This window comes from Amycolatopsis sp. NPDC003676, from assembly GCF_053587275.1.
This window is the reverse complement of sequence record NZ_JBSFNS010000177.1, coordinates 1-11,988: the sequence shown is the minus strand read 5'-3', so window position 1 is coordinate 11,988 and position 11,988 is coordinate 1. Positions and strand designations below refer to the sequence as shown.

General features: G+C 67.7%; 14 protein-coding genes and 1 pseudogene. 8 read left to right on the top strand and 7 right to left on the bottom strand.

From position 1 onward, the window contains the following. Positions 1–17: 17 nt before the first annotated feature. Positions 18–140, bottom strand: a pseudogene (locus ACWDNU_RS43215) (cold-shock protein); the annotation flags it as partial. 103 nt (positions 141–243) lie between these two features. After that, on the bottom strand, positions 244–630 hold the full coding sequence (locus ACWDNU_RS43210; RefSeq protein ID WP_240601315.1) for a cold-shock protein: 387 nt from the start codon (positions 628–630) through the stop codon (positions 244–246). 130 nt (positions 631–760) lie between these two features. Here ACWDNU_RS43210 and ACWDNU_RS43205 point away from each other — a divergent pair, with 130 nt between their 5' ends. Beyond that, complete coding sequence (locus ACWDNU_RS43205; RefSeq protein WP_370933798.1) at positions 761–988, top strand: hypothetical protein; 228 nt, start codon at positions 761–763, stop codon at positions 986–988. A gap of 7 nt (positions 989–995) precedes the next feature. Here the strand turns inward: ACWDNU_RS43205 and ACWDNU_RS43200 are convergent, their stop codons facing one another. Beyond that, positions 996–1,616 carry an HAD family hydrolase gene (locus ACWDNU_RS43200; RefSeq protein ID WP_449673119.1) on the bottom strand — a complete coding sequence of 207 codons (621 nt, stop codon included), beginning with the start codon at positions 1,614–1,616 and terminating at the stop codon, positions 996–998. 108 nt (positions 1,617–1,724) lie between these two features. Here ACWDNU_RS43200 and ACWDNU_RS43195 point away from each other — a divergent pair, with 108 nt between their 5' ends. Further along, on the top strand, positions 1,725–2,336 hold the full coding sequence (locus ACWDNU_RS43195) for a TetR/AcrR family transcriptional regulator (RefSeq protein WP_093572664.1): 612 nt from the start codon (positions 1,725–1,727) through the stop codon (positions 2,334–2,336). Further along, positions 2,333–3,304 carry a R2-like ligand-binding oxidase gene (locus tag ACWDNU_RS43190; RefSeq protein WP_449673118.1) on the top strand — a complete coding sequence of 324 codons (972 nt, stop codon included), beginning with the start codon at positions 2,333–2,335 and terminating at the stop codon, positions 3,302–3,304. Before ACWDNU_RS43195 ends, ACWDNU_RS43190 begins: the two co-directional genes overlap by 4 nt. Before the next feature lie 52 nt (positions 3,305–3,356). On the opposite strand, the gene ACWDNU_RS43185 is transcribed toward ACWDNU_RS43190, so the two are convergent. Then, positions 3,357–5,015: an AMP-binding protein gene (locus ACWDNU_RS43185; RefSeq protein WP_449673117.1), complete on the bottom strand. Its 1,659-nt coding sequence runs from the start codon at positions 5,013–5,015 to the stop codon at positions 3,357–3,359. A 143-nt stretch (positions 5,016–5,158) separates the two neighbouring features. On the opposite strand from ACWDNU_RS43185, the gene ACWDNU_RS43180 reads away from it, so the two are divergent. From ACWDNU_RS43180 to ACWDNU_RS43170, 3 genes are read left to right on the top strand one after another with little or no spacing between them, the layout of a single operon-like run. After that, on the top strand, positions 5,159–5,917 hold the full coding sequence (locus ACWDNU_RS43180) for an ESX secretion-associated protein EspG (RefSeq protein ID WP_449673116.1): 759 nt from the start codon (positions 5,159–5,161) through the stop codon (positions 5,915–5,917). 57 nt (positions 5,918–5,974) lie between these two features. Next, entirely contained in the window at positions 5,975–6,721 is a 747-nt protein-coding gene (locus ACWDNU_RS43175; RefSeq protein WP_449673115.1) for a PhzF family phenazine biosynthesis protein, read from the top strand. Continuing rightward, entirely contained in the window at positions 6,721–7,092 is a 372-nt protein-coding gene (locus ACWDNU_RS43170; RefSeq protein ID WP_344264824.1) for a YccF domain-containing protein, read from the top strand. Before ACWDNU_RS43175 ends, ACWDNU_RS43170 begins: the two co-directional genes overlap by 1 nt. A gap of 25 nt (positions 7,093–7,117) precedes the next feature. Here ACWDNU_RS43170 and ACWDNU_RS43165 read toward each other — a convergent pair whose 3' ends face one another. Continuing rightward, the gene (locus ACWDNU_RS43165) at positions 7,118–7,612 is read right to left on the bottom strand and encodes a hypothetical protein (RefSeq protein ID WP_449673114.1); all 495 of its coding nucleotides are present in this window, start codon (positions 7,610–7,612) and stop codon (positions 7,118–7,120) included. Positions 7,613–7,722: 110 nt separating this feature from the next. On the opposite strand from ACWDNU_RS43165, the gene ACWDNU_RS43160 reads away from it, so the two are divergent. After that, a complete protein-coding gene (locus ACWDNU_RS43160; RefSeq protein ID WP_449673113.1) occupies positions 7,723–8,283 on the top strand; it encodes a dihydrofolate reductase family protein in 561 nt (186 codons plus the stop codon). Here the strand turns inward: ACWDNU_RS43160 and ACWDNU_RS43155 are convergent. Together ACWDNU_RS43155 and ACWDNU_RS43150 are read right to left on the bottom strand one after the other, a co-directional pair. Then, positions 8,280–9,074: a metallophosphoesterase gene (locus ACWDNU_RS43155; protein ID WP_449673112.1), complete on the bottom strand. Its 795-nt coding sequence runs from the start codon at positions 9,072–9,074 to the stop codon at positions 8,280–8,282. The genes ACWDNU_RS43160 and ACWDNU_RS43155 overlap by 4 nt on opposite strands. A gap of 37 nt (positions 9,075–9,111) precedes the next feature. Continuing rightward, complete coding sequence (locus ACWDNU_RS43150; protein WP_037361533.1) at positions 9,112–9,906, bottom strand: HAD-IIA family hydrolase; 795 nt, start codon at positions 9,904–9,906, stop codon at positions 9,112–9,114. A gap of 194 nt (positions 9,907–10,100) precedes the next feature. On the opposite strand from ACWDNU_RS43150, the gene ACWDNU_RS43145 reads away from it, so the two are divergent. Further along, positions 10,101–11,873, top strand: a complete 1,773-nt coding sequence (locus tag ACWDNU_RS43145) for a multicopper oxidase domain-containing protein (RefSeq protein WP_449673111.1) — start codon at positions 10,101–10,103, stop codon at positions 11,871–11,873. Positions 11,874–11,988: the final 115 nt, after the last annotated feature.

Here is an 11,988-nt window from a genome sequence, read left to right as displayed (position 1 = left end):
AGCGATGGCGCGGCCGATCACGGGTCGAGATCGCGCGCGACCGCACGCATGATCTCCGCGATCTGCTTCGTGTTCTTGCGATCCGGGTACCGGTTGCGCCGCAGATCCGGCTGGACCTTCAGCTCCAGCAGCTTGATCATGCGCAGCCCGCCTCAACCCGCGAAAAGCCGCGAAGGGCTCCGCGCCGGGATTCCCGCGCGGAGCCCTTCACCGTTGTTCAGGCCGAAGCGATGGCGCGGCCGATCACGGGTCGAGATCGCGCGCGACCGCACGCATGATCTCCGCGATCTGCTTCGTGTTCTTGCGATCCGGGTACCGGTTACGCCGCAGATCCGGCTGGACCTTGAGTTCCAGCAGCTTGATCATGTCCTCGACGAGGCCGTGCAGCTCCTCCGCGGGACGGCGGCGCGCCTCGGCGACCGACGGCGGCGGGTCCAGCAGCCGGACGGAGAGCGCCTGCGGCCCGCGCCTGCCGTCGGCCACGCCGAACTCGAGCCGCTGTCCGGCCTTCAGGCCCTCGACGCCCTGCGGCAGCGCGGCCTTGCGGATGTAGACGTCGGCACCGCCGTCTTGCGTGACGAAGCCGAACCCCTTCTCCGCGTCGTACCACTTGACCTTGCCGGTCGGCACTTCCCTCACCAGTCCTTCTGCTGTGCAGGTCACGACGAACGCGCCCCGAGCGATCTCGAGGCGCGCGTCCGGCAAGCGTATCTCGCCACAGGCGCTGGGGAGAAGCGGATAGTCCCGTTACTCTCACCCCATGGAGAACGCACCCAAGCAGACCGGCAAACCGATCCTCATGCGGCTCGGCATCGGCCTGTTCGCCATCGGCATGCTCGCCGTGGCGACGGTGTTCGTGCTGTTCGCCGCCGGACTCGAAAACCTGCCGGTGTGGCTCAGCGCGGCCGCCGGGGTGATCACCCCGCTCGGCCTGCTGCTCGGGCTGATCGCCCTGATCCAGGAAGCCCGCGCCGGGAAGCACGGCTGACCAGCGCTTACACCGCGGTCTCCACGAACGTCCCGGCGAACCACTCCGGGAATTCGACCAGCGAGTCGAACACCACGTCCGCGCCCTCGGCGGCCAGTTCCTCCCGGGTGCACGGCCCGGTCGCGACGGCCACGGACACCGCGTTGGCCGCTCGCGCGCCCCGCACGTCGCCGAGGTGATCGCCGACATACGCCCGCGCTCCGTGTTCCAGCAGGGCCGCCGCCTTCTGCGTGGACCACAGCTCGCCCACCAGGTCGTCGACCTTCATGCCCAGTGCGTCGAGGTGCATCTGCGCGTTGGGCCCGTACTTGCCGGTGACCACGACAGTCCGCCCGCCCGCCGCGCGGACCGCCTCCAGCGCCTCGGCCGCGCCCGGCAGCGCGACCGTGCTCGGCACGACCGTCTCCGGGTACAGCTCGCGGAACTGCCAGATCAGCTCGGGGATCCGCTCCTCCGGCGCGCCGAACTCGCGCAGCGCCTGGTCGAGCGGCGGCCCGAGGTTCGCGGCGAACGCCTCTCCGTCGAACGGCAGCCCGGACTTCTTTCCCAGCGCGTTCATCGCCGCGACCATGCCCGGCCGCGGGTCGATCAATGTCATGTCGAGGTCGAACCCCACCGTGATGCCCACGTCCCACACGGTAGCCGTCCGCACCGACAATTCCGGCCGCCCGCTGTACACGTGCACCATCCAGGTAAAGGTTCTTGACACAGATTCAGTCTGTGTCAAGCTGGCGGTGTGACCAGCTTCACCGAGCGGACCAAGGCGACGCTTCGCGAGACGCTGCTGGACGCGGCCGCGGACCTGCTCCCCGACCGCGGCCACCAGGGCCTCCGGATGGCCGACGTGGCAGCGAAAGCCGGGGTCAGCAGGCAGACGGTCTACAACGAGTTCGGCAGCAAGGCGGCGCTCACGCAGGCCGTCGCGCTGCGCGTCGCGGCGGAATTCCTCGACGGCATCCGCTGCCGGTTCGAGGACGCCGAGAGTTTGCTCACGGGCATCCGCGGCGCGGTCGTCTACACGATCGAACACGCCAGGGAGAACCGGCTGATCGCGGCGGCGCTCGGCACCGAGGCCGGCGAGGATCTGCTGCCCCTGCTGACCTCGCGCGGCGAGCCGATCCTCACCGCGTCGGCCGAACTCGCGACGCAGCAGTACCTCGCGCTCGAACCCCGGCTCACGCCGGAAGCCGCCGCGCTGCTCGCCGAAACGGTGGTCCGGCTGTCGCTGAGCCACCTGGTGCTGCCGACGCATTCCGCGGCCGAGGCCGCGGAGTCGGTCCTCGCGGTGCTCGCCCCCGCCATCGACCAATTCGTCCACAATGGAGTGAAACGAGAGGGCCAGTCATGACCGAGACGCTTCCGGAGCTGCGCAGCGGATTCTCGTCCCTGCGCAAGGGCGGGCTGAACTGGGACTCGTTCCCGTTGCGGCTGTTCGTCAAGGGCAACAAGAAGTTCTGGAACCCGGCGGACCTCGATTTCAGCCAGGAACGCGCGGGCTGGGAAAGCCTGACGCCCGAACAGCAGCGCTCCACCACCTACCTCGTGGCGCAGTTCATCGCGGGCGAGGAGGCGGTGACCGAGGACATCCAGCCCTTTATGCGCGCGATGTCGTCGACCGGCCGGTTCGGCGACGAGATGTACCTGACGCAGTTCTGTTTCGAGGAGGCCAAGCACGTCGAGGTCTTCCGGCGCTGGATGGACGCCGTCGGGCTGGACGAAGACCTGCACTCCTACGTCGCGGAAAACCCGCACTACCGCAAGCTTTTCTACGAGGAGCTGCCGCAGTCGCTGCGCGCGCTGGAGGCCGATCCCAGCCCGCTCAACCAGATCCGCGCGAGCGTGACCTACAACCACGTGATCGAAGGCAGCCTCGCGCTCACCGGGTATTACTCGTGGCAACTGATCTGCACGCAGAACCAGATCCTGCCGGGAATGCAGGAATTGGTGCGCCGCATCGGCGACGACGAACGCCGCCACATGGCGTGGGGCACGTTCACCTGCCGCCGGCATGTCGCCGCGGACGACGCGATGTGGGACGCCGTGCAGGAGCGCATGGGCGAATTGCTGCCGCACGCGCTCGGGATGATCCAGTGGGTGCAGGACCAATTCGAGGAAGTCCCGTTCGACAACGACCCCGAGGAATTGATCCAGTACGCCGCCGACCGCGCCCAGCGCCGCCTCGGTGCGATCGAATCCGCGCGGGGCACGCCGGTCGAGCAGATCGACCTCGACTACTCGCCTGAGCAGCTCGAGGACACCTTCGGCGAGGAAGACGAAAAGGCACTCGCTGAGGCCGCCGCAGCCGCTTCAGCCTGACCTCCTCGTGAGTGTTTATGCCGGTTAGAACCGGCATAAACACTCACGAGGCTCAAGCGTGCTTCTGCGCCGCAGCCTGCTCCAGCCCCAGCAAAGTCACCGACTGCTGCCGCATTTCCACCTTGCGCACCTTCCCGGTCACCGTCATCGGGAATTCCTCCACCACGTGGATGTAGCGCGGGATCTTGTAATGCGCCAGCTTGCCCTGGCAGAACTCGCGCACCGCTTCGGCGGTCAGCGCCTCCGCGCCCTCGCGCATGCGGATCCAGGCCATCAATTCCTCGCCGTACTTGACGTCCGGCACGCCGATCACCTGTGCGTCCAGCACATCCGGGTGCGTGTAGAGGAACTCCTCGATCTCGCGCGGGTAGATGTTCTCTCCGCCGCGGATCACCATGTCCTTGATCCGGCCGGTGATGTTGATATATCCCTCGTCGTCCATGATCGCGAGGTCGCCGGTGTGCATCCAGCGCGCGGCGTCGATCGCCTCGGCGGTCTTTTCCGGTTCCTCCCAATAGCCGAGCATCACCGAATAGCCGCGGGTGCACAATTCACCCGGAGTGCCGCGCGGCACGGTCAGCCCGGTTTCCGGATCGACCACTTTGGACTCAAGGTGCGGGCCGACGCGGCCCACAGTGGACACCCGGCGCTCCACCGAATCGTCGGCGCGGGTCTGCGTGGACACCGGCGACGTCTCGGTCATGCCGTAGCAAATGGACACTTCAGTCATCCCCATCCGGTCGATGACCTGCTTCATCACCTCGACCGGACAAGGCGATCCGGCCATGATGCCGGTGCGCAGCGAGCCGAGGTCGAACGTCTCGAACTCCGGGTGGTTCAGCTCGGCGATGAACATCGTCGGCACGCCGTACAGCGACGTGCAGCGTTCGGCGGCGACCGCGGCGAGCGTGGCCTTCGGGTCGAACGCCGGGGCCGGGATGACCATGCACGAACCGTGGCTGGTGCACGCGAGATTGCCCATCACCATGCCGAAGCAGTGGTAGAAGGGCACCGGGATGCAGACCCGGTCCTCCTCGGTGTAATTGCACAGCTCGCCGACGAAGTAGCCGTTGTTGAGGATGTTGTGGTGGCTGAGCGTCGCGCCCTTGGGGAAGCCGGTGGTGCCGCTCGTGTACTGGATGTTGATCGGATCGTCCGCGGACAGTCCGGCCTGCAGTTGCGCGAGCCGCGCCGGGTCGCCGCCGCGGCCGGAATCCATCAGCTCCGTCCACGACGAGGTGCCGAGCAGCACGACCGCCTCGACACCCGGGCAGTTCGGCCGGACCTCCTCGATCATCGCGGCGTAGTCGGACGTCTTGAACTTGTCCGCGGCCACGAGCATCCGGATGCCCGCCTGGTTGAGCACGTACTGCAGTTCGTGCGAACGGTAGGCCGGGTTGATGTTGACCAGGATCGCGCCGATTTTCGCCGTCGCGTATTGGAGGAACGTCCATTCCGCCCGGTTCGGCGACCAGATGCCGACGCGGTCGCCCTTGCCGATGCCGGACGCGAGCAGCCCGTGCGCGAGAGTGTCGACCTCGGCGGCGAGTTCGCGGTAGGTCCAGCGGGCGCCCGCCTCGCGGTCGACGAGCGCGTCCCGGTCGCCGAACGCGGCCACGGTGCGGTCGAAATTGTCCCCGATCGTGTCGCCGAGCAGGGGGACGCTGGAGGTCCCGGAGGCGTAACTCGGCAGTGCGGGCGCGTCAGGCATGGGTGCCTCCCGATGGCGGTCTTCGTCGACGGGCATGAGTCTAAGCGTGATTTCGGACCTTTCCGCCACCCTCGTTATGGGGTGCGCGCGCACGAGCGGCTGATCGTCGTGCGCGTTCCGCTACCCTCGGTGCGGGTTGTTTCGTGCACGAGGGGACTGGGACGTTGCCAGAGGAATTTTCCCTGGGCTGGACCGAGACCGACGTGGCGGTGCGGCGCACCGGACTGCCCGCGTCGTGGCATCCGTTCGAGATCCGCAGCGCGGGCGCGACGATGACCGAGCACAACCGGCTGGCCGAGGAAGCGTGGAACGCGTTGCGCGGCCGGGGCCTCGCCGACGCGGAGAAACTCGACCGGGACGTCGAAGCGACCCTGCGCGCTTGGACGAGGCCGGACGTGCTGATCATCGTGCGCGCGGCCGAACTGCCGTCCGGGACGGTGCTGTATCGCGCGTGCATCGGCGAGGGTCTCGGCGTGTTCTCCGAACAGGTCGACGACGGCCTCCGCTTCCGGCAGGTCCGGCCGGAGCGGCTGGTGGATCTGGTGCTGAGCATGTTCCCGCCCTATCCGGCGCTGCCCGTTTCCCCGGTGGCGATCACCCAAGCCCCGCCGCCGAAACGCAACGCCCCGGCACCAGCCCCGGCGCGCAAGGACCGCGACGCGCTGGCGGGGTACTCGCAGTGGCCGTTGCACCGGCACGGAACCGTGGAACTTTCGCTGCGGCCAGGGCAAGGCACGCTGCGCCCGGTCTCGACGGCGACGTTCGTGGACACCGACGGCGGGCGGTACCTGACGTTTTCGGAACCGTTGTCCGACGGCGGATTCCGGCTGCACTTCACGCCTTCGACAGGGGCGCACCTGCGGAAATGGCTGCTGGAGACCATCGAAGAGGGCGTGCGCTGAGAATTCAGGGCTAATCCCCGATGCCTTGCCCCCGTGCGGCACGGCAGGATCGATGCCATGCAATTCCACCTAGTCGACGCCTTCACCGACCAAGCCTTCGCCGGCAACCCCGCGGGCGTCGTCGTGCTCGAACAGCCCGCGGACGCCGGGTGGATGCAGCAGGTCGCCGCGGAGATGAAGCACTCCGAGACCGCCTTCGTCGTCGACACCGGCGAAGGAGCGAAGTCGCTCCGCTGGTTCACGCCGACCCACGAGGTCTCGCTCTGCGGGCACGCCACCGTCGCCGTCACGCATGTCCTTGGCGGACACCAGGTTTACGACACCCTCAGCGGCCAGCTGACCTGCACCAAGGCCGACGGCTGGATCGAGATGGACTTCCCCGCCGACCCGCCCGTGGAGACCGGCGAAGACCTCTCCCACATCCTCGACCTGCCCGCGAAGTTCACCGGCCGGGCGCGCGAGAACTTCCTCGTGGTGCTCGAAAGCGCCGAAGCGGTCCGGAGCGCCGCGCCGGACCTCGACGCCCTCCGCGCCACCTGGACCGGACGGCTCATCATCACCGCCGCGGGCGACGACTTCGTCAGCCGGTTCTTCGGTCCCGGCGTAGGCGTCGACGAGGACCCCGTCACCGGTTCGGCGCACTGCTCGCTGGCCCCGTACTGGGCCGAGCAGCTGGGCAAAACCACCCTCGTCGGACAGCAGATTTCCGCGCGAGGCGGGACCGTGCGCACCGAAGCCCGAGGCGACCGCGTACTGCTGCGCGGCCAGGCCGTCACCGTAGCGAGCGGGGAGCTGTACGTCTGATGCGACTGATTCTCAACGTGATCTGGCTGGTCCTCGCCGGGTTCTGGATGGCGCTGGGCTACCTGCTGGCCGGGGTCATCTGCTGCGTCCTGATCGTCACGATCCCGTTCGGCATCGCGTCGTTCCGGATCGCGAACTACGCGCTGTGGCCGTTCGGCCGCACGGTGGTCGACCGCCGCGAGGCCGGGGTCGGCTCGTTCGTCGGCAACGTGATCTGGTTCCTGGTCGCCGGGCTGTGGCTCAGCATCGGCCACCTGGTCACCGGGGTGCTGCAGTGCATCACGATCATCGGCATCCCGCTGGGACTGGCCAACTTCAAGATGATCCCGATCTCGCTGATGCCGCTGGGCAAGGAGATCGTGGACGCGTGAGTTCCGCGCTCGGGTGACGCGACGGTCACGGGCTGCCGGGCGGGTCGACCTCTGGCCGCGAGTTCAGTGGCGTACGGATCGTCAGCTTCGCGTTCAGAACCCCCCGTCGCGCGTAATTGATGAAGGCCAGCCGGTCAGACTCCATGGCGTCCCTGACTTGCCGCCACGCGGCGAGGTCCGTGATTTCGCCTTTCCTGATGGCGTGGTGAACGAGGAAGAACGTCTCGTCCATCCGCGCGGCCGCACGCACGAGGTGATCGTCGCCGAACAGCCAGAGGCTGGACAGCGCCTGGTTCCAGGCGACCCAATCGATCGGCTCGGCGCCGCCCTCCCACCGTCTCAGGAATGCGCGCTGGACGCGCGTCGCTTCTTGGATGATGTCCCGGCATGCCTCGGTGAGCTTGTCGCGCGCCCAGTGCCGTCGCTGGGTCCGAGTCGTCGCCACGACTCCGGCGAACACGCCGAGCAACGCGATCAGCGATCCAGCCGCGCTCGAGGTCGCGATCTGCCACACCGCCACGACCTCAGGATCCGCCACTTCCCAGCCTCCGAACAGCCGGTTCCCCCGAACGCTCACCGAAAAATATTTTTGTCTTGACAACTCAAACCATCGGCAGCAAGCTACGACGCATGACAACCACCCGCAAGCTGGTCCTGGGTTTCTACGTCTCGCTCGACGGCAAGAGCGCCGACGCCGACAACGGCATCCGCGACGTCATGATGGCCACCGACGACCCCGAGCAGGAGGAATACTTCGTCGACCAGCTGTGGGACGCCGGAGCCTTCCTCATGGGCCGCAACACTTACGAAGCCATGGCGGGCTTCTGGCCCACCTCCGACCATCCCTCGGCCAAGGCTATGAACACGATCCCCAAGGTCGTCTTCTCCAGAACCCTCACGAAGGCCGACTGGCCCGAGACCCGCATCGCCAGCGGTGACCTCGCGGAGGAGATCGCCAAGCTCAAGGCCGAGCCCGGCAAGGATCTCGTCGCCGCGGGCGGCACCGAGTTCCTGCACTCGCTCATCAAGCTCGGCGTGGTCGACGAGTACCGGCTGTGGGTGCTCCCCGCCGTCACCGGCAAGGGTGCGGCGCTGTTCCCGGAGCTGGACGAGGCCCGGCGGCTGCACCTCATAAAGAGCACAGCCTTCCCGTCCGGGATTCTCGAATTGCGGTATGCCCCGGCGGGCTAATCCTCCGGCTCGAAGGGCAGCTTCACCACGAGACATGGCCCGCCGACGAACAGGCCGCCGTCGATGCCGAGGGCTTTCCCTCCGGCGTAGAGGTACGGGCCTTCGATCTGCGTCGGGTGGATGCCCAACTGGTCGGCGATCACGCTGTGGCCGTGAACGATCCTCGAACCGCCCAGTGCGTCGAGGAGGCGGTCGGCGTTCTCCTCGCCGTCCGGGCCGCGGAAGGCGTAGCGGGTGGTCATCCGGCGCCACACGTCCCACCAGGCCTCGATGTTGCTGCCGGAAAGAATGTCGTGCGCGGTGGCGTTGATGGCGTCGAGGTCCTCGCCCCAGTCGAGGTACTCGAGGGTGTCCGAGTGCAGCAGCAGATGGTCCTCGTCGACCGCGACCAGCGGGCGTTCGGTGAGCCATTCGATGTGCTCGGGGGTGAGCCGGTCCTGGTCCGACAGCAGGCCGCCGTTGATCTCCCAGCTGCGCGCGAAACTGCGCGGCCCGAAGTCGGACGGCACCGGGCGGTCGCCGAAGTGGTACATCCCCAGCAGCAGGATCTCGTGGTTGCCGAGCAGCATCTGCACCGAGCCGCCCGCCTCCGCCGCCTGCTCCTGCAGTTCGCGCACGAGATCGATCACCCCGACGCCGTCCGGGCCGCGGTCGGTGAAGTCGCCGAGAAACCACAACCGGTCGTCGACGCCGGCCCACTTGCCGTCGCTGTCGACAAGGCCCTCGGCGCGCAGTGCGTCAACCAGGGCGTCCCGGTGCCCGTGGACGTCGCCCACCACATAGACGCTCATCGTTCGACGATATGCCCTGATCCCGGGCGGTGGGCGGTCAGCCTTCGCCGAACGGGTCCAGCGTTCGCCCGATCAGGTCGGCGACCGAGCCGATCACCTTCGTCGGCCGGTACGGGTAGTTCTCCACCGATTCCTCGTTCGAGATGCCGGTGAGCACCAGAATGGTCTGCAGCCCGGCCTCGATCCCGGAGTGCACGTCGGTGTCCATCCGGTCGCCGATCATGAGCGTCGACTCCGAATGCGCGCCCAGGCGGCGCAGCGCCGAGCGCATCATCAGCGGGTTCGGCTTGCCGACGTAGTACGGCGAGCGGCCGGTGGCCCGCTCGATCAGCGCCGCGACGGACCCGGTGGCGGGCATCGAGCCCTCGACGCTCGGGCCGGTCGCGTCCGGGTTGGTCGCGATGAACTTCGCGCCGCCCTCGATCAGCCGGATCGCGCGGGTGATCGCGCTGAAGCTGTACGTGCGGGTCTCGCCGAGCACCACGTAGTCCGGGTCGCTTTCGGTCAGCACGTAGCCGACCTCGTGCAGCGCCGTGGTGAGCCCGGCCTCGCCGATCACGAACGCCGAGCCGTTCGGCCGCTGCGAGGCGAGGAACTTCGCGGTGGCCAGCGCCGAGGTCCAGATCGACTCCTCCGGAATGTCCAATCCGGTGCGCAACAACCGCGCGCGCAAGTCGCGCGGGGTGTAGATGGAGTTATTGGTGAGCACTAGAAAGTCGATATCGTTGTTCCGCAGTTCGGCGAGGAACTCGTCCGCCCCCGGGACGAGGTGTTCCTCCCTGACCAGCACACCGTCCATGTCGGAGAGATACGTCCACCGGCCTTCGCTCATGCGCGAAAATCTATCACGCGCGCGAGACACCTGCGGCATACGACGAAAGCGGCTACAGTGGAAATTGCCGGGTAACGCGAGGGGAGTCGCGCTTCCGGTCACCGAGGGGGTTCGGGGGAATCTTTTCAGTAAGCACCGGCGTAATCGCCGTTGCGCAATTCTTCCTGCCCCTTGCACCGAAGGGGAGAAAGTTCATGACCGAAATTGCCGAACGTCCGGCAGCCGCGGGCCCGATCAGCGGGCCCACCTGGGGGTTGACCAAGTTCCTTGACCCGCTTCCGGTTCCGCCGGTGCTGCGGCCGCCGTGGTGGGGACAGGACATGATCACCATTCCGATGGTGGCGACGCGGCAGCAGCTGCACTCGCAATTGCCGCCGACGACATTGTGGACTTACGCGGGACATTTCCCGGGTCCGACAATCGAAGTGCGCAGCGGCAAACAACTGCGGATTTCGTGGTCGAACGAAATAGAAGGCAAGTTCCCGTTGGTCGCCGTGCAGGGCCCGGTGGGCGACGGCCCGACCAGCCGTCCGGGCCGCGAGCTCGACCGCCCCGGCTACTCGATCGTCGACGGCGTCTCGGACCTGCCCGCCTGGACCGTCGTGCACCTGCACGGCGCCCGCACCAACGCGGGCAACGACGGATGGGCGCACAACGCCGGCCTGCAGGGCACCTCGCAGCTCGCCGAGTACCAGAACCGGCAGCAGGCGATGCCGCTCTGGTACCACGACCACGCCATGGCGATCACCCGCTTCAACGTCCACACGGGCCTGGCGGGCATGTACCTGATCCGCGACGACGAGGAGGACGAGCTCGACCTGCCGCGCGGCGACCGCGAACTGCCGCTGATCCTGACCGACCGCAATCTCGACATCGATCCGGCGACCGGCAGGCTCACCGGACAGCTGCTGTACAAGTTCCCGTACGTGCCGAACGGGCCGATGATCCCGTTCTCCGGTCCGTTCACCCTGGTCAACGGCGTGATCTGGCCGCATCTGGACGTTTCCGCGCGGTGGTACCGCTTCCGGGTGCTCAACGCGGCCAACTCGCGGTTCTTCACGCTGAACCTCGTCGACGAGAACAACGTGCCGCAGAACGACGCCGTCCGCCTGATCGGCACCGACGGCGGGCTGCTGCCCGCTCCCGCGCCGCTGCCGTCCGGCGGCCTGACCGTCGCGCCCGCCGAACGGTTCGACGTGCTGATCGACTTCAGCCGGTTCAAGGGGCGGAAAGTCAAGCTGCGCAACGCCAAACCCGGCGGGGTCGAGCCGGACGTCATGGAGTTCCGGGTGGAGAGCCGCGACCGGCCCGATCCGTTCGAACTGCCGGAAAAGCTCTCGAAGTCCTACATCCGGATCAAGCACGGCTCGACGCTGCCGGAGGACCACGACCACGTCTGGGTCGCGTTGCTGCTCAACGCGAGCGGGCACCCGGAGATGTGGGACCTCGAGCAGGTCGACGCCGATCCGGGCGGCAAGGGGATCATCCAGATCAACGACCCGGCGGGCGGGCTCAAGACCTTCCGGATGATCGGGCGGATCTTCGACGACACCACCGGCATCTTCATCAACCACGACAAGTGGGCGGTGTGGAACATCGTGCACGTCGCGAACGGCGGGCCCGCGCACCCGTTCCACATTCACCTGACCGAATTCCAGGCGCTCTTCCGCCGCAGCTTCACCACCACGTTCGACGCGGCTTCGGAGCGCACGACCAAGCCGATCGACGGGTTCGCCGACGTCCCGCTGGAGAAGTACGAGGAGGGCTGGAAGGACACGATCATCGTGGACCCCGGCCAGTGGGTGAGCGTCGCGGGCCAGTTCGGCGGCGGCACCGGCGAGTTCATGTACCACTGCCACATCCTCGACCACGAGGACGAGGGAATGATGCGCCCGTTCGTCGTGCACCCGCCCGAGGTGGCGAAGTTCCACGTCCACCCGGGCGGCGGCCACCACCACGGCGGCTGACGCGGGAGCCGAGCGCACGTGGGCGGCGGGGTGTCGCGGCGGCGAGGCACAGGGGTTCTCCTTGGGATCAGTCAGCGCGGCGGATGAGCAGGACATGGTCGACGACCTCGGCGGT